Annotated in this window: 16 protein-coding genes; 9 read left to right on the forward strand and 7 right to left on the reverse strand. The window is 65.8% G+C overall.

Annotated elements, in window-relative coordinates:
* Nucleotides 1–198 precede the first annotated feature (198 nt).
* A complete protein-coding gene (locus GRS80_RS13860; protein ID WP_160048073.1) occupies nt 199–996 on the forward strand; it encodes an ArsR family transcriptional regulator in 798 nt (265 codons plus the stop codon).
* Between the two features lie 43 nt (nt 997–1,039).
* On the opposite strand, the gene GRS80_RS13865 is transcribed toward GRS80_RS13860, so the two are convergent.
* Entirely contained in the window at nt 1,040–2,620 is a 1,581-nt protein-coding gene (locus GRS80_RS13865; RefSeq protein ID WP_160048074.1) for an HTTM domain-containing protein, read from the reverse strand.
* Between the two features lie 302 nt (nt 2,621–2,922).
* Here GRS80_RS13865 and GRS80_RS13870 point away from each other — a divergent pair, with 302 nt between their 5' ends.
* Nucleotides 2,923–4,323: a deoxyribodipyrimidine photo-lyase gene (locus GRS80_RS13870; protein ID WP_160048075.1), complete on the forward strand. Its 1,401-nt coding sequence runs from the start codon at nt 2,923–2,925 to the stop codon at nt 4,321–4,323.
* Between the two features lie 13 nt (nt 4,324–4,336).
* Here GRS80_RS13870 and GRS80_RS13875 read toward each other — a convergent pair whose 3' ends face one another.
* The gene (locus GRS80_RS13875; RefSeq protein WP_160048076.1) at nt 4,337–5,368 is read right to left on the reverse strand and encodes an NAD(P)-binding protein; all 1,032 of its coding nucleotides are present in this window, start codon (nt 5,366–5,368) and stop codon (nt 4,337–4,339) included.
* A 93-nt stretch (nt 5,369–5,461) separates the two neighbouring features.
* Here GRS80_RS13875 and GRS80_RS13880 point away from each other — a divergent pair, with 93 nt between their 5' ends.
* The 3 genes from GRS80_RS13880 (at nt 5,462) to GRS80_RS13890 (ending at nt 10,098) form a co-directional block, all read left to right on the forward strand.
* Nucleotides 5,462–6,463 carry a helix-turn-helix domain-containing protein gene (locus tag GRS80_RS13880; RefSeq protein WP_160048077.1) on the forward strand — a complete coding sequence of 334 codons (1,002 nt, stop codon included), beginning with the start codon at nt 5,462–5,464 and terminating at the stop codon, nt 6,461–6,463.
* 258 nt (nt 6,464–6,721) lie between these two features.
* Nucleotides 6,722–7,348 carry a hypothetical protein gene (locus GRS80_RS13885; RefSeq protein ID WP_160048078.1) on the forward strand — a complete coding sequence of 209 codons (627 nt, stop codon included), beginning with the start codon at nt 6,722–6,724 and terminating at the stop codon, nt 7,346–7,348.
* A complete protein-coding gene (locus GRS80_RS13890; protein WP_160048079.1) occupies nt 7,333–10,098 on the forward strand; it encodes a hypothetical protein in 2,766 nt (921 codons plus the stop codon). The genes GRS80_RS13885 and GRS80_RS13890 overlap by 16 nt, the downstream gene beginning before the upstream one ends.
* Here GRS80_RS13890 and GRS80_RS13895 read toward each other — a convergent pair.
* Nucleotides 10,008–10,841, reverse strand: coding sequence for a hypothetical protein (locus GRS80_RS13895; RefSeq protein WP_160048080.1), 834 nt, complete (start codon nt 10,839–10,841; stop codon nt 10,008–10,010). The genes GRS80_RS13890 and GRS80_RS13895 overlap by 91 nt on opposite strands.
* Before the next feature lie 112 nt (nt 10,842–10,953).
* Here GRS80_RS13895 and GRS80_RS13900 point away from each other — a divergent pair, with 112 nt between their 5' ends.
* On the forward strand, nt 10,954–11,478 hold the full coding sequence (locus GRS80_RS13900; protein ID WP_160048081.1) for a PadR family transcriptional regulator: 525 nt from the start codon (nt 10,954–10,956) through the stop codon (nt 11,476–11,478).
* A gap of 139 nt (nt 11,479–11,617) precedes the next feature.
* Here GRS80_RS13900 and GRS80_RS13905 read toward each other — a convergent pair whose 3' ends face one another.
* The 3 genes from GRS80_RS13905 to pyrH all read right to left on the reverse strand — a co-directional run bounded on the left by GRS80_RS13905 (nt 11,618) and on the right by pyrH (nt 15,997).
* Complete coding sequence (locus GRS80_RS13905; RefSeq protein ID WP_160048082.1) at nt 11,618–13,453, reverse strand: site-2 protease family protein; 1,836 nt, start codon at nt 13,451–13,453, stop codon at nt 11,618–11,620.
* A 76-nt stretch (nt 13,454–13,529) separates the two neighbouring features.
* Nucleotides 13,530–15,275 (reverse strand): lysine--tRNA ligase, encoded by a 1,746-nt coding sequence (gene lysS, locus GRS80_RS13910; RefSeq protein ID WP_160048083.1) that lies wholly within the window; start codon nt 15,273–15,275, stop codon nt 13,530–13,532.
* Nucleotides 15,272–15,997, reverse strand: coding sequence for a UMP kinase (pyrH, locus tag GRS80_RS13915; protein WP_160048084.1), 726 nt, complete (start codon nt 15,995–15,997; stop codon nt 15,272–15,274). The genes lysS and pyrH overlap by 4 nt, the downstream gene beginning before the upstream one ends.
* Nucleotides 15,998–16,173: 176 nt before the next feature.
* Between pyrH and GRS80_RS13920 the strand changes: the two genes are divergently transcribed.
* The 3 genes from GRS80_RS13920 to GRS80_RS13930 all read left to right on the forward strand — a co-directional run bounded on the left by GRS80_RS13920 (nt 16,174) and on the right by GRS80_RS13930 (nt 18,838).
* The gene (locus GRS80_RS13920; protein ID WP_160048085.1) at nt 16,174–17,019 is read left to right on the forward strand and encodes a molybdopterin synthase; all 846 of its coding nucleotides are present in this window, start codon (nt 16,174–16,176) and stop codon (nt 17,017–17,019) included.
* 249 nt (nt 17,020–17,268) lie between these two features.
* On the forward strand, nt 17,269–17,514 hold the full coding sequence (locus tag GRS80_RS13925; protein ID WP_149081197.1) for a hypothetical protein: 246 nt from the start codon (nt 17,269–17,271) through the stop codon (nt 17,512–17,514).
* A 169-nt stretch (nt 17,515–17,683) separates the two neighbouring features.
* Nucleotides 17,684–18,838 carry a site-2 protease family protein gene (locus tag GRS80_RS13930; RefSeq protein ID WP_160048104.1) on the forward strand — a complete coding sequence of 385 codons (1,155 nt, stop codon included), beginning with the start codon at nt 17,684–17,686 and terminating at the stop codon, nt 18,836–18,838.
* Nucleotides 18,839–18,890: 52 nt separating this feature from the next.
* Here the strand turns inward: GRS80_RS13930 and thiL are convergent, their stop codons facing one another.
* Complete coding sequence (gene thiL / locus GRS80_RS13935; RefSeq protein WP_160048086.1) at nt 18,891–19,805, reverse strand: thiamine-phosphate kinase; 915 nt, start codon at nt 19,803–19,805, stop codon at nt 18,891–18,893.
* Nucleotides 19,806–19,842: the final 37 nt, after the last annotated feature.

Below are 19,842 nucleotides of genomic sequence, written 5' to 3' on the forward strand. Positions count from 1 at the left end.
GCCGACGGAAGGGCGAACCGAGATAGAGCGATCGGAGGCGCGTCGGCGTCATACGAACTGATACGGGCCCAAATCGGATAGGTTAGTTCAGAAAACGTTTCACGACGACGCCCTCGAGCGTCGGGTCGTCGCGGTTTCGCTTCGTGCAATCCGTTCAGGGGGCGAAAATCGTTTATCACGGGGGAGACGACACGGGGTATGGAATCGTCGCTCGAAGAGATCGAGTTTCTCGCGCTCTCGGCCAACCGCGTCGACGTGCTCCGATTGCTCTCGGAGGACCGGCATACGCGCAGAGAGCTCGCGGAGGCGACCGGCGCCTCGCAGGCGACACTCGGGCGGATACTCGGCGACTTCGACGAGCGGTCGTGGGTGAAACGGGACGGAAGCGAGTACGTCGCGACCGCGACGGGACAGCTCGTCTCCGCAGGGTTTACGGACTTACAGGAGATCCTCGAGACCGAACGGACGCTCCGAGATATCGTCGAGTTCCTGCCGACCGAATCGCTCTCGTTCGATCTCCGCCGGCTCTCGAACGCGACGATCACCACGCCCAGCCAGACGCGTCCGAACGCGCCGTTACAGCGACTCCTCGAGTTGCTCGAGGGAGCCGAGGAGGTACGGACCGTTTCCCACGCGTTCAACGAACAGACGCTCTCCGTCGTTCGGGAACGGACCCGGGCGGGCGAACAGACGTTCGAGGGCGTCTTCTCCCGGAGCGCGATCGAGGCGCTGTCCGAGGAGTCGGAGCTCCGACGGCGACTCGAGGACCTCCTCGAGGCCGACCGGGCGGGCGTCAGGATTACGGACGACGAAGTTCCGCTCGCGGTGATGGTTGTCGACGACGTCGTCTATCTCCTCTTGCGCGACGATCAGGGCATCCTGCGGGCCTCCGTCGACGTCGAGGACGAACTCGTCCGTTCGTGGGCGATCGAGACGATCGAGGAGTACTGGACTCGTTCGGAGTCCCTCGAGGCCGACTCGCTCGGGTCGGAGTGAGCGGGCGTCGGTTCCGTCTCTGGAGTGGAACGGACAGCGGCCGTCAAAACGGTGGTGGCGCGATCTCTTCGGGTTCGTCGTCACCACAGCTGTGGCGGGAGAGCAACGTCGCCTCTCGCGTTCGCTCAGATGGCTCGTCGATCGTCTCGAGCGTAACGTCCTCCTCGATCAGGTACATCTCGAGGTGTGTGATCGCGTCGTCACCCTCACTTCGGTCGCTACAGATCGACTCGGCGAGTCGGACGGGAACGTCGGGGTGGTCCGGTGTCGCGACGCTGTTCATGTAGAATCGTTCGCGGTAGGTTCCGTACTGGCGCTGGAGGTCGTCGGCGGGGCGCTCGTAGCTCAGTTCGCGATCGTTGTAGACGTCGACGACGTCGCCGGCGGCGGTCTTTGCGGGGAACACGTAGTAGCGGTCGGTCGTCCGCGGCTCCGGGGCGAAGACGTACCAGTCGGTCTGGTGGTCGACGACGGCGGCCGTAGCCGCGTCGATCTCCGCGGCCGGACTGGTGTCGTCGTCGACCACGCCGCCAGCCGAGAGCACCGAGACGAGCAGGACCGTCGCGAAGACGGCGACGAGCAGCGGACGGGTCGCGTCGGTGAGGGTCTGCGGAATCCGCGTGTTCGGATCGAAGCCGAGGCCCGGCCGGGGAACCGCCCTCGCGATCGACTCGAGTCGGACGCGAGTCGTCTCGAGGGGCTCGGTCGGAACCGGGAACCGCCGCGCGACCTTCGAGCAGTCCGCCCAGAAACTCGACTGGAGAAAGAGAACGACACCCGCGATCGCGACGTAGGCGAACGCGCCGATCCGGACGGTAAGCGCGAACGAGAGGTGGGCCGCGACGAACGCGGCGACGAGCGTGGTTCGAAACCGGCCGCGGGCGAGCAACAGAAGCGACGAGAACGACAGCATGAGAAGCCACGTCAGACCGCCGATCTGCAGGGCAGTCGGGGCCGAACGGACGAGATCGCCAAGCAGGAACGTCATGTCGTCGAGGCCCAGAACCAACACGGCGGCCTCGCCGGTGAGCCACAGCTCCGAGGCGGTCTTGTGGTAGCCGTTGACCGTGTACATGGTGATCATCTGGAGGAGGACGAGCGCCGATCCGAGACTCGCGACGGATCGACGGGGTGGCCCGTCGGCGTGGACGGCGTCGATCGACCACCGTTCGCCCAGCGGGAGGAGGGTTGCCCAGCAGAGCAGCCAGGCGAAGAGGACGTCGGCGTAGCTCAACACCAGTGGGTTGGCGAGGTCGAGCGAGACGACGAAGACGAACGAGAGGACGGTCGCGATCCTGGTCCGGTAGCCGACGAGCAGCGCCAGCGCGATCAGCCCGTGGACGACGAACAGCGCCGCGGTGACGGCCGGTTCCGCGGACAGAAGGTAGACCGAGGGTGCCTCGAGGGGCGCGGTCTCCCTCGCGAGGTCGTGTGGAACCAGGCCGCCGTCGGTGTAGAACGTCGAGAAGTTACGCGAGCGAAGCAGGAGGTCGGCGACGATCAACAGGGCGAGGGCGACGCGGAAGACGGCGAGCGTGCGTGTGTCGATACGCACGCAGTTTCGGAGGTATCGTCTGACGGCCTCGCTCGGCTCGGATACGCGAACCCACACCCCGTCTTTCATCGGGTTACGTCCCGTCCGGTACGGTCATATGCCTTGTCTTCCAGCGAGCACAGAACCAGCCCACGCGTTGCAATCTCGAGGCGGGGAAACCGCTAACACTCGAGAACGAGACATCGCACTATGAGACGCCTCCACGCTGACCGGTCGGCCAGATCACGATGGGATTCACCAGGTACAGACACCGCACCGACTGATACGGACTGCGACGAGTCGGTACCGGTCGACCGCAGACCGGCGGGCGACCGACCGGCAATCAGTCATCGCAGACCGTATGAGCAACCGGAAATCGACCACGTTGCTCCATGAACGTCCACTGGCACCGCCGAGATCTTCGAGCGACCGATAACCGATCGCTCGAGGCCGCGGCGTCGACGGGACCCGTCCTGCCCGTCTTCGTCTTCGACCCCGAAATACTCGAGTTCGCCTCGCCGCCCCGGGTCGCGTTCATGCTCGAGTCGCTCTCGGAGCTCCGAGCGTGGTACCGCGAGCGCAGCAGCGATCTCCTGATCGCCACCGGCGACCCACGGGACGAACTGCCACGGATCGCCCGCGAACACGACGCGGACCGCGTGGTGTGGAACCGGGACTACTCCGGGCTCGCGCGCAAGCGAGACGATGCGGTTCGAGTAGCACTTACCGACGCCGGACTCGAGGCCGAATCGTTCGACGACGCGCTCCTCTTCGAACCCGGCTCGATCACCACGCAGGACGGCGAGACGTACGCCGTCTACTCGTACTTCTGGCGCAAGTGGCGCAACCGCGAGAAAGAGACCGTCTACCCGGAACCGAACGGTGATCAGCTAGCGGACGTCTCGGGCGATTCCCTCCCGTCGCTCGCCGAGCTCGGCTTCGCCGACCCCGAAGCGGCCGTCCCCGACGGCGGAATGGGTGCCTCCCACCGCCGGCTCGAGACGTTCTGTGACGGCCCCATCTATCGGTACGCGGACCAGCGGGACGAGCCCGCGGCCGACGCGACCTCTGGACTGTCGGCACATCTCAAGTGGGGAACCGTCGGGATTCGAACCGTCTACGACGCCGTCCGGCGGGCGAAAGACGAGGCGTCGGAGGAGGCGGCGGCAGACTCCTGCGAGGAGTTCGCCTCACAGCTCGCCTGGCGGGAGTTTTACGCCCACGTCCTCGCGACGAACCCCGAGACCGTCACCGAGAACTACCGGTCGTACGAGAACCCGATCGGGTGGCGAACCGACCCCGACGCGCTCCGGGCGTGGAAAGACGGCGAGACCGGGTATCCGATCGTCGACGCGGGAATGCGCCAGCTTCGATCCGAGGCGTTCGTCCACAACCGCGTGCGGATGCTCGTCGCTTCTTTCCTGACGAAAGACCTGCTGCTCGACTGGCGCGAGGGGTACGCCTGGTTCCGCGAGAAACTCGCTGACCACGACGCCGCAAACGACGTGGGCGGCTGGCAGTGGGCTGCCGGTACCGGAACCGACGCCCAGCCGTACTTTCGGGTGTTCAACCCGATGACCCAGGGCGAACGCTACGACTCCGACGCCGAGTACATCCGAGAACACGTTCCGGAACTCGAGGACGCGCCACCCGACACGATCCACGGCTGGCCCGACCTCGACCCCGAGGAGCGAGCCGACGTCGCACCCGAGTACCCGGCCCCGATCGTCGACCACGCCGAGCGCCGGGAGGCGGCCATCGAGATGTTCGAGGCAGCTCGCGGTGACGGGTGAGGTTACTCCTCGGTTACAACCGACCGACCCGTTTCCCGGTCTCGAGGCCGTTTCGGAGCGCGGCGTGGAGTCGTCCCTCGCCGGCGACCCAGTCGCCCAGACAGTACAGCCCTGCCCGTTCGGCCGGCTCGAGTGCGCTCCGGTCGACGCCGCCTTCCGGCTGTGCGTAGCGCCACCCCTGGTGGTCGGTCCAGGCCGGATTCTCGAGGCGGTCGTCGCCGACGACGTCGGCGGTCAGCCGGGTGAGTGCCGCGACGTTCTCGGCCGGCTCCTCGTCGTAGCGGTCGACCGACCAGTGGTCGTTCGCCTGCACGATCAGAACCGACTCGCCGTCGGGGACGTGGCCGGGCTTGCACTCCTCGCGGGCGATCCAGCCGATCTCGTGGCGCTTGTCGGTGTTGACGAGCGCGTAATACGGTGTCTCGAGTTCGAACTCGTAGCCGAGGACGGCGGTCCAGATAGTCCGATACTCGACGGTCTCGGCGGCCGCGACGAGTGCGTCTCGAGCGTCGCCGTCCCAGTCGGCGTCGCTTACCAGTTGGGCCGTCTGCGGAGCCGGCGGCGTACAGAGAAGCAGATCGAACGGACCCCACCCTCCGCCGTCGGCGTCGGTCAAGCGCCACTGGTCGTCGTCACGACTGATCGCCGTGATCTCGGTTCGGCGGTTGACCGTCGCGTCCGTCGCCTCGAACAGCCGCTTTGCGATCTGCGTGATACCCGTCCGGTACGTCCACTTTCGTTCGGCGTTCGATCTCCCTTCCGCGACGGTGCCGTCCTCGTCGAAGACGTGTATCGGTTCGTCGATCGAGACGAGTCCGTCGGTCTCGAGCTCTTCGGTGACGAGCGAGACCACGCGCTCGTCGTCGTCTTTCAGGTAGTTCGCCCCGTAGTCGTAGTTCCGGCCGTCTCTCCGTCGCGTCGCCGCCCGCCCGCAGACGCCGCCGGACTTCTCGAGTACCGTACACCGGGCGTCTGGCGCGTGTTGGTCGATGGCGTACGTCGCCGCGGCACTCGCCGCGCCAGCGCCGATGATTCCGATCTTCATACGCCTCGTAGGATCCGACGGAACAACTGTCTGTGGAACGTCACACAGGAACTGAAGGACGGAGTTTACGTACTGTGGGACGTACGTCGTTCGATGACCGCTGGAGCGGACGACGAATCGACGACTCTCTCGCCGGACGACGCCTTCGCCGTCCTGGCCAACGAAACGCGATTCGAGATCGTGCGGGCGCTCTGGGAGCTGTACGAGCCGGAGGACCCGGCCAACGTGGTCAAGTTCTCGAACCTGTACGACGCGGACATCGGGATCACGTTCTCGGAGCTGTACGAGCAGGTCGGATACGAGGACAGCGGCAACTTCAACTACCACCTCGAGCAGCTGACCGACCACTTCGTGCGCCGGACGGAGTCGGGGTACGAACTCACCGAGGCCGGGTTCGAGGTCGCCCGGTCGGTCGTCGCCGGGACGGTCCGCGAACGGCCGCGCTTCGACACCGTGGAGATCGACGAACGCTGTCCACAGTGTGGGGCACCCGTCGTCGTCGACTACGAGAATCACCACGTAACCGCCTCGTGTAGCCAGTGTACAGGTATCTGGCAGGACGCTGACGGCGACGACGGCGTGCTGTTCACGTTCCCGTTTCCGCCGACGGGATTGTCGGATCGAACACCCGAAGAAGCGTTTCACGCGGTGCTCGGCTACAATCTCCAGCGGATTCGGTCGTTTGTCGACGGCGTCTGCCCCGACTGCTCGGGCGAGGTCGACGAATCGTTCGACGTCTGTGCGACGCACGAACCGGACGACGGCGGCGGATGTCAGCACTGTCATCGCCAGCACCGCACGGAGGTCGCGGAACGCTGCAACCGGTGTAAATCCGTCGTCCGCGGCCCGCTCACGATCGCGATTCTCACTCATCCGGCGGTGACCGCCTTCTACTACGACCACGGCGTCGACCACCGGTTCGCGTCGTGGGAGACGTTTCGGCTCGCAGGGGCGGTGGAGGAAGCCGTACTCGAGACCGATCCCGTCCGTATCCGCGTCACCGTCCCCTGTGAGGGCGAGTCGCTGGAACTGGCCGTCGACGAAGAGCGGTCCGTCGTCGACGCAGTCGTGGAACCGTTTACCGGCCGAAACTGACCGTCACGCTGGCAGTATCGGTCGGTTTGGCCATGCCGACGCCGCGTCGATACGGAGCGACCCGTAACGGGCCACGTCGGTACTGACGTTCACTGATCTCTTCTCCGAGTGAAGTCGAGGCTATCGTGCTGGCACTATTGTAATCGACGTTACAGTAATTTCGTACAGATTACACTTACGGCGTCTACCTGTGAACGGCCATCGATGGCCGATAGCAGACAGCGACGTGGTGTACTGAAACTGATCGGAGCGGGTGCCATGACGATGGTAGCCGGCTGTACCGGGAGTGAGGACGAAACAGACGACGAACCGGACGAACCGGAGAGGCCGGAGGGGGACGGCCAGGACGAGCCAACCGAACCGGTCCTAAACGAGGAGTTCACGCCCGGCGTCGACGACAGCGAACTCGAGGAACTGGACGAACCGGTGTACTTCACCGACGTCGTCGAGTACGAGTCGTCGTTTGCCGTGGACCTCCAGTTGAGTTCGCCGGAGCCGGCGACCGGCGTCCAGCGAGTCCACGACGGGAACTACTACGTCCACATCGACAGCAGCGAACCGGTCGAGATGTACGGCGTCGACGGTACGCTCTACACGATCGTGATGGGACACTGTGACGTCGATGGGCGCGATCCCGAGCAAGGACAGTACGTCCCGATCGACCAATCGCGCGACGACACGTACGGCTCGCTCGCCGCCGCCGGGACGACCACCATCGACGGTGAGGAAGTCTACGTCTTCGAACACCCCGTCACGACCGAGTATCTCTCGACGGACACCGGCTACCCGGTCCGCTCGGAGTGGGCAGGGACTCGAGCCGACTACCACTCGTGGGGTGAAGTCGACCCGATCTCACCACCGGACAGACCATGCAACGGGGAGTGAAACGACGGACCCTTCTCGCCGCGATGAGCGCCTCGGCGGCCGCCGGCCTGGCCGGCTGTCAGGGGATGCTCCCCGACGGGTTCTGGGGCGAACCAACGCTCGAGACGACGTCGGCACCGCCGGGAACGGTCGTGTCGCTCACGACGATCCCTCCTGACCTCGGTGGCCGCCCACGGGGCTGGCTGTACGACGCGACCGTCGACGAGCCGGGCGAGGACGATCGCAATCCGGCGTTCGTCGACGTGGAAGACGAGATACTGTTCGTTCCGCCCCATCCTGCCGATGCGATGGGTGGCGGCCCCGCCACGATCGAGATCGAGAGCGACGACGGTAAGCGCCGCTACGGTCCCTACGACTTCACCGTCGAACCGCTCTCGCCCGCGCCGGGAACGCTCGAGGCCACGATCGACGCGTTCGAGAGCGCACTGGTCGAAGCGGGCGAGCGATTCGGGTACGATCGGGCCGAACTGCTCGCCGCCGACCCGCTCTCGCTTCCGCCGCCGCTTCCCGGCGTTGCGGTCGCGCTCCAGGGCGTCGCCGCCGACGGGGTGGAACACAACCTCCGAGCGCTCCTCGACGGCGAGAGTCCGATGGCCGACCCCCTCGAGGAGACCGACGAGGGCTGGAAGGTCGCCGAGGCGATGATGCACGAGGCCGGCGTCCCGGGCGTGACCGCGATGGTGGGGGATCGGCTCACGAACGTCGACGACCCGACGGAGAGACCGAACCCGGCGGTCGGGACGCCGGCGGGATCGGCCGTCACGCTCGCGGCGACCTCGTCGCAGTCGACCGGCGGAACCACGGCGGGACCGGACGTCCCGGCCGGACCGGACGATGTCGAGGCCGTTTCTCACCTCAGCTGGCTGATGTCCTCGCAGGCCGAGTACGCGGATCTGAACTTTGGCATGGAGAACTTCAGGCGAAACGCCAGGAACCTCTGTTTCGCCGGGGTCGCGCTCGTTCCGGGGGGACAGAAACCGGCCACCGTCCTCGGGATACTGGCGTTTCTCGAGGGACTGTCGGTCGACATCGGCGAGGGGACGCTTCCGAGCGAGTTCGACGAGTTCGCGCTCGAGGCCGATCCGCGAACGTATCTCGAAGACGAGTACGACGTCGACGATCGGACGAACGCTGGCCAGTGGGAGGCCTCGCTCAGCGCGGTGAGCGAGGGGTGGGCGTTCGACTGGGCCGACCTCCTCGGATTCGTTCCCGTCGGGAAACTCGCGGGGAAGTTAGACGACTACGCGGGCGAAGTGGCCCGGCTCACCGATTTCGAGGAGAACGCGATCGACTTCCTCGCGGCGATCGCCCTCGAGGCCTTCGGCCCCGAGTTCGAGTCCAACTACGTGGAGGTCCCGCCGCAGGTCTACGGCCCCGTCGACGTCGACACCGGTCGGGACTCGGACCAGGACCTGCTGGACTGGCGGCTCACCCCGCTCGAGCAGGAGACCAGCGTCGAGCCGTTCGCGTTCGTCGCCGAGGAGTCGGACGGCTTCGCCCCCGAAGAACGCTACGAACCGCGTGCGGTCGGCCGATCGGAGCTTCGGATCCAGACCTACTCGCAGTACTTCGCCGGCGAGTACGCCGGCACCGACCCGATCGAACTCGATGTCTCCCCGATCGAGGTGGCCATCGAAAACGCGGTCGACGGTACCCGCCCGGAAATCGTCCGGATCGACCCCGAGGTGGACGACACGACGCTCGCGTTCCGCGCCGTCGTCGAGAACGCCGAGAACGACGAGGACCTCGAGTGGCGCCGCGAGGTGATCGAGGGGCCGCCGATTCCGGAACCGTCGGTCTCGGCGAGCGATCCGACGACTGTGACGGTTGACCTCTCGGGGGTCGACGCCTCGGGCGACGAGCGACCCCAGTACGTCGTCGAGTGCGAGGCCGTCACGGAGGAGGGGCTCCGCACGGCGGACCTCGAGCCGCCCCGGCGGGATCGTGTGACGATCCTGGTGACCGACGAGGAAGAGGAAAAAGAACTTGTTGTCGGCCCACACCCCGGCTGTCTCCCCCTCGACGAAACCCACCAGCTGACGATCACACTCGACGGCCAGCCTGCCGACCTCGCCGATCTCACCTGGTCCATCGAGGGTGCTGGTGACGGCGACGTCACCCCCGACGGCACCTTCGTTCCGTCCGCGGAGGGCATGGTCGAACTCGAGTTCTGGCTCTCCGACGACCGCAGCGTGAGCGACGGGCTGACGTTTCTGATCAGCGAGGAGTGTAGCGAACTACACGTCGAACTCACGGAGGGGAGCCGTACCACCAGCCACACGTTCACCTGCGTGGACAGCCACGGATTCCCCGGCACCGAGGAGACCGCCGAGAGTGGGATCAACACGTCTCTGGAGCGATGGCGGCGCGGACCCCGACGCTGGGACCCGTACACACCGGCACTCGTCGAAGTTCGTCTCTCGATACCGGGCGTCTACCTCCCCGCGCTCCCGCTCGAGGAGCCACAGGTGGTCTCCGGATACGTCGTCGTGGACATCGAAGACCCCGAGGCGATTCCGGACAAGATCAGTTTCGGGGAGTACGTCGACCGGGTCCCGATCACGATTACCCGTCGGGTCGTCCCCGAAGGCGGGAACGACGGGAGCGACCTCGACGTCTTCGACGGGGGGTTCGGCCCGTACACGAACGAAAGCGGGCACTACGGCGACATGACCGTCGAAGGACACTTCACCGGCGTGGGCTGGTTCGAGGACCGCTGTGGCGGGTTCCTCGTCGGTCTCCACCGGTAGTCGGTTCCGCCCGCGACTCCCAGGAACTTCGGTTCACCGTGAGAAGCCGTCCGGGGACGATTCGACTCTCGAGTTCTTGGAACGGTCCGTCTTGCGAGTGCCGAGTCGGTTCCCTTCTCGAGTTCCAAGACGTCGGCTCTCGAGTCAGCGTCGACACCGGGCCAAATTCCGGCGCCTGACACCGAGCCAAATTCTGACGCCCGACACCGCGCCTCGAGACCCACGTCGGTACCGTCCTCGAGATGGCGATCCTCGAGCACCATCGTATCGCTCGTGGCGTCGTCCCACTCGTCGGACCGGAACACCGAGAAGTGGTCCACCTCGGCGCTCATCGTCCCGTTCTCGGGATCGGTCTCGGACTCCAGGGGCGTCCAGGGCTCTCCGCTCCCTGGCTCCCAGGTGTAGATCGAGAGATCCGAGTCCTCGGGATCGACGCCCTCGGCGAGCGGAATGGTCACTTCGGCCTCGTCGATCGCCGAGCGGTTCTCGATACGGACCATCGGGCCCGCGCGGTAGTCGTCCTCGCTCGAGGGCGTCTCGTTCGTTACGGAGAGATCCGCGGGTCCTAACCCGTCGCCGGTCGCCTCGACTGTGACGCCGGTCGACTCCTCGTCGGCCTCGACGGTGTCGGACGTCTCGGGGTCGCGAATCGTCCGTACGGTCTTTGCACGCAGGTCGACCGTCACGTTCTCGTCGAGTTCGTCCTCGCCATCGGTCGAGATCGCACGCAGGTCGACCGTCACGTTCTCCGCCCGCTCGGGATCGAACTCGAGGTCGTTCGAAACGGCGTCTTCGAACGCGGTCGCTCGAGGTGACCGAAACCCTTTACGTACGTCCGTTTAAATCACGCCACACATGCGGAAAAGTGGGCCGCCGAAGGGGCTGATCGCCTATCTCGTCCTCGAGTTGCTCGAGGAGAGGCCGCGGTACGGCTACGAGATCTTGAAGGAGATCACGGAGATCAGCGGCGGTCACTGGGAGCCCTCGTATGGATCGGTCTACCCCATCCTCTACAAGTTCGAGGAGAAAGGGTGGGCCGAGCGGATCGAACGCGAGGACGAACCCGACCGGAAGTACTTCGAACTGACCGACGCCGGCCGCGAGGAACTCGGTGAGCGCCGGGACCGTGGCGCGGAGAAGGCCCGGGAGTTCGCCGACATAATTCTCGGGTTTTTCCACGTCTACGCGACGTTCGCGACCGACGATCGGTTCCAGATTCCCGACCGCGAGGGTGAGTGGCAATTCGACGAGACGTTCAGCGCCTGGATCGTCGAACAGGTTGCCCGCCACCACGAGCGCTACTTCGACACCGAATTCCAGCGACTCGAGGAGACGCCCACGGAGTTCTACGATCGACACGGCGTCGACGACGAGGAGTAGTCTCGGGTACGCCTCGAGCACGGCAGTTCGGCTATCGCTCGAGAGGTCCGTCGGCGACGCATACGGTTTGCTGTCCGTCAGTACCGCCGCGCCAGGGCCCGTTCTCCGGGAGCGGCGGGACACAGGGACAGCATCCGTATCAGCCCGCGAGCAGCCCTGGCGCGAACAGCATCGTCAGGAAGCTCACGAGCATCGCCACGCCGACGGTCGTCGTCACGACCCGAACCATTCCGCGAGTCGCCTCGAACGGGAGTCGCGAGACGACTGCTTCGGTGCTCGTCCGGAGGATGTGCCCGCCGTCGAGCGGGAACGCCGGAATGCAGTTGAAAAAGCCGAGCTGGACGTTGATCCAACCGGTCCAGAACAGCAGGTTCGCGATCACGAAGATCGTCCCGTCGCCGAGTGCCGAAAGCGGCCCTTGGACCTCGTAGAAGTTCTCGATGCCGCCGGTGAAGCCGGCGAAGTTGAACGGCAACGCCCCGACGACGCCGATGATCGGGAGCATCACCGCGATGCCGATCTTCCCGAGGAACGAATCCGTGATCGCGCCGAAGCCGTCCTCGCCGTCGCCGCCGAGCACCGATAGATACGATTCTGCGGGGTACAACTCGAGGCCGAGCGGCGACACCGACGCGCCCGAGACGCCGGGTGCGCTGTGGAATCCGACCGTGCCACCGCCGGTGATCTGACTGCGGTCGCCGAGCGTGACGTCATACTCGGCGCGTTCGCCGTCGACGTAGGCCGTGACGGTGACCTCGTCGCCGGGGTCGGTCGTCGACAGCAGGTCGTTCAGCGACTCCTCCGACGGCGTTCGTTCGCCGTCGAGGTGCGTGATGACGAACTGCTCGCCGCCGGAGGCACCGCTCTGGGAGAGTGGACCGCCTTCGGCGACCTGGGCGAGCGAACCGATTGGCACCTCACGCTCTTCGGTCTCGCCGTCGGAGACGACGGTGAGCGTCGCAGTCTGGTCTTCGCCGACGGCCGCGAGGAACTCGTCCTCGGTCGCCACTTGCGTTCCGTCGACGGCGACGATCACGTCGCCGGTGTCGAGGTCGACCGCGCCGGTTTGGACGGCCGCGGAGACGATCAACGACCGCTCGACCTCGACCGTTCGTTCCCCGTCGAGTTCGACCGTGATCGCATCCTCTCCGGCGGTCTCGAGGCGGTCGCCGAGATCGTCGTTGTCCTCGACGGGGTCGCCGTCGATGGCGGTAATCCGGTCGCCCGGCTCGATCCCGGCGTCGGCACCTGTCGATCCCGGTTCGACGCCGCCGACCGCCGCACCCGGGGCGACGGCCATCGCCCCGACGATCGGTCCGAACAGCAACGCGAAGACGACGATCGTGATCGCGAAGTTGTTCGTGACGCCTGCCGCGAACATCCGCGTCTGGCCGCCTCGAGAGGCGTCCTTGTTGCTCTCCTGGTCGGGCTCGACGAACGCGCCGATCGGGATAATCGCGAGCATCACGACGCCCATTGACTCGATGTCGATGTCCTCGACGCGACAGAGTAAGCCGTGGCCACCCTCGTGAACGACGAGGCCGACCAGCAGGCCGAAGACGATGCCGGGCGTCGCCGACAGCGGGAGGAAGTCGTTGACGCCGGGGATAACGAGGACGTTGCGAGGTTGTTGCACGGCCGTCGACGGCTGAGGGGAGCCGAGGGCGGCGATCGCCGCGAGCAGGAGGAAGCCGAACATCGCGACCATGACGACCAGCGCGATGCCGATCCCGAGGTTCGCCCAGGCTCGCCAGAATCGCTTTGGCGTCGCCAGCCAGTCGAGGAACTCGCGGCCGCGTTTGGTGTGAAACGTCAGGATCGGCCCCTGCGTGCCGACGAACTCCGGCAAGAGGCCGGCGTTTCGAACCGAGAGGACCAGAAACCAGTAGACTAACAGCCCGATGAGAGCCCACGTTAACGTCTCCGATCCGAAGAGCTCGGGGACCGACACGAACGCGAGGGAGCCGATGACCATCTATCGGTATTCGGGGAGGGGTTCTCAAATGGTTTTTGTCTGGCGACCTGGCGTGAGGACGGATCGTCGATCCGTCTTACCGGTCGCGCCGGAGTCGGTCGACGACGAACTCGCGGTCGACTTTTGCGAGGAACGGACCCAGCTTCGGCCCCTGTTCCTCGTCGAAGAACAGCCGGTAGCCCGCGGCGAAGAAGTCGCCGACGTCGACGTCGTTGCGTTTCGCCGTCTCGTAGATCTCCCCCTGTAGTTCCTCGGGGTCGATCGTTTCCGCCGTCGCGACGAACTCGGCCAGTTCCGAAAGCGCCGTCGTCGTGGCCGCGTCGAACTCGTGGTCGGGAATCTCGCTTCGTTTGAGTTCGTAGTCGAACTCGTTTCCGGTCCGGCGAGCCCAGTTTCGCGCGCGCCCGACGCGGGAGAGTGCGGCGTCGACCGCCCACTCCGGTGCGTTCTCGGGAATGTGCCCTTCCTTGCGGGCGACCTCCTCGCGAAGCGCCGGATCGTCGAACATCCCGAGGACGGCGGCGAACGTGTACGGCAGTCGAATGCGTTCTTTGCGCACCTCGGCATCCTCCTCGAGAACGAGCGGATACACCCGCTGGGCGAACTCGCGTTCGTCCTCGGTCCCTTCGAGTTCGCCGAAGTAGATCGCTTCGAAGCGGTCGAACTCGTCGACCAGCTGGTCGAGCCGTTCGATGCTGAAATCGCGCGCCCTCGAGGGATCTTTCGCGAAGAAGTACCGCAGGACCTCGGGCTCGAGCAACTCGAGGACGTCCGAGACGAGGATCACGTTCCCCTCGGAGGAGGAAAACGGCTCGCCCTCCAGGGTGAACCACTCGTAGACCATCGGGACGGGCGGTTCGATCTCGAGGACGTTGCGGGCGACGTCTTGCCCGCTCGGCCACGACCCCTCGGCGTGGTCCTTGCCGAAGGGCTCGAAGTCGACGCCGAGTACCTGCCACTGGGCTGGCCACTCGAAGCGCCAGGGGAGTTTCCCCTCCCGGAGCGTCGCCGTCCCCTCGTGGCCACAGCCGTCGATCGTCCGGTCGCCGGCGTTCATGTCGGTACAGCGGTAGTCGACCGTTCCGGCCTCGCCGGCGTCCGGATCGACGCTCGTGACGGTCTCCGTGATCTTCCCACACTCCGCACAGATCGGGTTGAACGGGACGTAGTCGCCGTCGGCGTCGACTTTGTCCTGGTAGCTCGAGAGGACCTCGCGCGCGCGGTCCCGGTGCTCGAGGACGTACCGCGTGACGTCCTCGAACTCGCCGCGTTCGTACAGGTCGGTGTTCGAGACGAGTTCGATCGGAACGTCGACGGCGTCGGCGCTGTCCTGGATGATATTTGAAAAGTGGTCGCCGTAGGAGTCACAGCAGCCGAACGGGTCGGGAATGTCGGTGTACGGCGCGCCGAGGTTGCGACCGAGCGCGCCCGCGTCGACGTCCCCGAGGTCGACGAGATTTCCCTCGAGGTCACAGAGCGTCCGCGGCAGCTTCCGCAGCGGGTCGCGGTCGTCGGCGGTAAACACCTGGCGGACCTCGTGGCCGCGCTCGCGCAGGACTCGTACCACGTAGTAGCCCCGCATGATCTCGTTGACGTTGCCGAGGTGTGGAACGCCGGACGGCGAGATGCCGCCTTTGACGACGATCGGCTCGTCGGCGTCGCGAACGCCGCGCTCGAGTTGATCCTCAACGCGGGCTTCGACGCGGTCCGCGACGGCGTCGGCCCAGAAGGCGTGGTGTTCGTCGTCGGCCGACTGGAGCGTGTACGGGTTCGCGTCGTCGCTCGCCCCGTTCGCTCCGCCGACGGATGAGTCGTCGCTCATCGCTCCTGTTCCGCCCAGTAGGTCGGCTCCTCGCCGACGCCTTCCGGGATCACGTCGGTTCCATCGTGGTCGCCGTACCGGACCGCCCGCGAGATGCGGTCGGGGTCGGTCCCGTCGAGGACGATCGTCCGCATGCCCGACCGCTGGATAATCTTGGCGGCCAGCAGGTCGACGGGCGCGGACGCGCCCGCGTTCATCTCGAGGCCGGCGATGACGTCGACGAGTTCGGCGGCGCTGAGCTGGTCGTACTTGGTCGCCTCGTCGGTCTCGTTCGGGTCGTCGCTGTAGACGCCGGGGACGCTGGTCGCGTAGACGAGCAGGTCCGCATCGACGTACTCCGCGAGCGCGGCGCCGACGGCGTCGGTCGTCTGGGCGGGCGCGACGCCGCCCATGACGGAGACGTTCCCGCCGCGGAGCGCCTCGCCGGCTTCCTCGTAATCGAGCGCCGGTGCGGTAACGGAGTCCTCGCCGAGCGCCGCGATGAGCAGACGCGCGTTGAGTCTGGTGACGTCGATCCCCAACTGGTCGAGTTCGATCTCGTTTGCGCCCAGGTCACGAGCGGCACCGATATACTCACGCGCGACGCCGCCGCCCCCGACGACGGCACCGACGCGACAGCCGTCAGCGACGAGGTTTTCGACGACGGCCGCGTGTTCGGCCACCCGATCCGAGCCGGGTTCGGGCACGAGTACGCTTCCGCCGATAGAGACGACCACTTTCATGCTAATCCGGTGTAACCGGGTTGCAATCTTAAGGGTTGCCAACTGGCGGGCGAGCGTGGCTGGCACACACGGTGCACGCGAGCGTACAACCGTCCGGGACCGTTTCAGCGACGACCACGTCGCATTCTCACCATCCCAGCGACAGCTACAAAGTCCGACCCGCCTATATTTCGGACATGCACGTACTCGGCATTCGAAATCGAGGGGGCGACGGAACCGTAGAGCAGGTCGTCGACCGGGTGGTCGATCAACTCGCCCAGCGCGGTCGGGTCGGCGTCGTCAGGTACGACGCGACGATCGCCGACGGAACGCACGTCCACGAACCGGCGACGATCGGGGGCGACGTCACCTACGACCTCGGCGCCGACGGTGACTGGACCGCCACCGGGACCGGCATGTCCGTCGAGGACGCACTCAACCGACTGGCACCGGAGTGTACGTACGCCGTCGTCGTCGGCGTTCAGAACCTGCAGTATCCGACACTCGTCGTCGACGCTGGGTCGTCACCCGACGCCACAGACGGTGAGGAGGCCGACGACGACACGCTGTTGGCGACGGTCTCCTCTCCCCACGATATCGACGACGACGTCGTCGACGCGATCGAGGAAGCCGAGCCCTACGAGACGCTCGAGTCGCTCGTCGCGCGAGTCAAGCAGTCGCCGTCGGCAGATCTGGCCGGTGCGATCGCGACCTTCACGGGACGCGTGCGCGCGAAAGACGACGAGGACGACGCGCCGACGCAGTATCTCGAGTTCGAGAAGTACGAGGGCGTCGCGGACGAGCGCATGGCGTCGCTCGAGGCCGAACTCGAGGAGCGCGACGGCGTCCTCGCTGTGGAACTGTTCCACCGGACGGGCGTCGTCGAGGACGGCGAGGATATCGTCTTCGTCGTCGTCCTCGCGGGACACCGCACGGAGGCGTTCCGAACCGTCGAGGACGGAATCAACCGGCTGAAAGACGAGGTACCGCTGTTCAAAAAGGAGGTCACGGTCGAAGACGAGTTCTGGGTTCACGAACGATAGTCGGTTAATTTTCGAGGGTTGTAGTCGGATACAGCGACTGACACGGCGAGATGAGTGCATTATTGCCGTGAATGTTTGGGCGGCGATAATAGATTAGCGTTGGTTTTGAAATCTCTTGGCGGCTCTAAACCGGCGATAAATTGCTTCATAAATCCGACTAAAGAGTTCGTTACCAGCCAGATTTTTGAACCCAATCGAAATTTCGCTAAGCGTCCTGCCTTTATAACATATCCCCGCCACAAGCGTTCGATGTCGATGAGTACGACAGCCCAACCCTCCACGGAAAGCAAGGAACGCCGCCTGACGAACTATCTGCGCGAACGCGTCGAAGACGGGGAGCTGTACTTCAAGGGCAAGTTCATCGCCGACGACGTCGGCATGTCCCCCAAAGAGATCGGTGCCTTGATGGTCAAACTCTCCGACTCCGCGACCGACCTCGAGATCGAGAAGTGGTCGTACACGAGCGCGACCACGTGGCGCGTTGAACACGCGTAGCTGTCCCGCCCGCCCCGAACGATTCGGTCATTTCGCTGTGCCATGCCGAGGACGGCTCGCCACCCGGAAGGGTCGTCTACGTGCCGGCGCGTCACCAACGCCATCCGGCACGCTCCCACGATTTCGTTCGCAGTCGTTTTTTATACGAGCGGTGAGTGAACCACGGGTGATGGACGACGCCGATCCGTCCGAGTTCCGCGTGTCCCCGCGAGTCGACGCGCCCGAGGACGGGCCGCCACTCGAGCGAATCGAACCGGTGTTTACGGTCTACGAGACGCGCACCGAAGACGACCGCCTCGTGTACTACGGCGACCCGCTGGTTCCGCCCGAGCAGGTGACGCCCGAGCTGTGGTCGGTCTTTCAGGAGGCGGGCTACGAACTCCAGTTTACGACGCGCCACGGCGAGTTCGTCCTCGTCGCGAAACCGACGTCCGAATCCGACGGCGGTCTCCCGTGGACGAACGTGATACTCCTGTTTCTGACGGTGCTCTCGACGCTGTTTGCCGGCTCGCTGTGGTATCACATCGATCCGTTCGCCAATCCGACGGAGATGTGGCGTGCGTGGCCGTTTTCGGTCGCGATCCTCGGTGTACTCGGCGTCCACGAGATGGGTCACTACGTGACGAGTCGCTACCACGACGTCGACGCCTCGTTGCCGTATTTCATCCCGGTTCCGACGCTCATCGGGACGATGGGTGCGGTGATCAAGATGAACGACCGGATGCCGGACCGGAAAGCACTGTTCGACATCGGCGTCGCCGGTCCGCTCGCGGGACTGGTCGCGACGGTCGTCGTCACGGTCGTCGGCCTCCACTTGCCGCCGGTCACCGCACCGGAGTCGGTCGTCCAAGATCCCAACGCGATCCAGATCCAGCTCGGCTATCCGCCGTTGCTCGAGATGCTCGCCGCGGCGTTCGACCAGCCGCTGTACCGCGACGATCCGGCTACCGCGGTGAACCCGGTCGTCATCGGCGGCTGGGTCGGGATGTTCGTTACGTTCCTCAACCTGATCCCGGTCGGCCAGCTCGACGGCGGTCACATCCTGCGGGCGATGGCCGGCTCCTATCAGGAGACGATCGCGGCGCTCGTTCCGGGCGTCCTCTTCGGCCTGGCCGCGTACCTCTACTACGTCAGCGGCCACAGCATCAACTCGGTGCTCATCTGGGGGGTCTGGGGCGTGTTCACCGCCATCCTCGCCACGGTCGGGCCGGCCAAACCGATTCACGACGAGAGTCTCGGTGTCGGTCGGTTCCTGCTCGGTATCCTCACGTTCGCACTCGGCGTCCTCTGTTTCATGGCGGTCCCGATCGCCATCGTCGAGTAACGGGGGCTCGAGCCGGTTCGGAACCCCTCCAATTTCGTACTGTTCGAGTCGTTCAGCCGTGGGTGTAGCCGCGATCCTCGAGATCGTCGCCGTCGATCGTGATCCCGTCACGCCGATCGACGACCGACCCGATCGACGTGACGGGAACTTCCGTCGCCGCCCGGACGTCGTCGATCGCGTCGGCAGGGACGGTCGCGACCAGTTCGAAGTCTTCGCCGAACGTCGTCGCACGCTCGAGGGCTCTCTCCGGTTTCGAGCACACGTCACGGACCGCGTCGTCGATCGGGATCGCCTCGGAGTCGATCGTGAACCCGCAGTCGCTCGCCTCCGCGAGTTGGTGTAGCGATCGGGCGAGCCCGTCGCTCGAGTCCATCGCCGCTGTCGCCCGCGAGGCGAGCGCCAGGCCGGCCTCGATTCGCGGCACGAACCGGAACAACTCGTTGGCTCGCTCGAGCGCCCGATCGGCTTCTTCGGCCGGCGTCTCGTCCTCGTCCGCGCGTTCGAACAGGGTCAACGCGGCGGCGCTTCGCCCGAGCGCCCCCGTCACGCAGACGCGGTCGCCCGGCTGGGCCCCGCTCCGGAGAAGCGGCTCGTCCGTCCGACCGAACGCGGTCGTCGCGACGGTGAACTCCTCGTGTCCGTCCAGGTCGCCGCCAACGTACTCGGCACCGACGCGCTCGCAGACGTCGCTCGCGCCGCGAACGAACGCGAGTAACTCCTCGGGATCGAACTCGGGGGCGGCGTAGGCGGCGACGGCGGCCGTCGCCTCGGCCCCCATCGCGGCGACGTCCGAAAGCGACGCGCCGACGGCTCGCCAGCCGGCCGTATACCGCGTCGTTCCCGGCGGAAAGTCCGTCCGTTCGTGGAGCATGTCCGTCGTCACCACGAGATCGTCGACGACGGCGGCGTCGTCGCCGACTGGCTCGAGTTCGCGGTCTAAAAGCGCCAGTGCGGCGCGTTCGTCCATACCCCGCGTTTCGACTCGAGGACGAAAAACGGTCCGG

It is taken from the genome of Natrialba sp. INN-245, from assembly GCF_009807105.1.
Classification (GTDB): domain Archaea; phylum Halobacteriota; class Halobacteria; order Halobacteriales; family Natrialbaceae; genus Natrarchaeobius; species Natrarchaeobius swarupiae.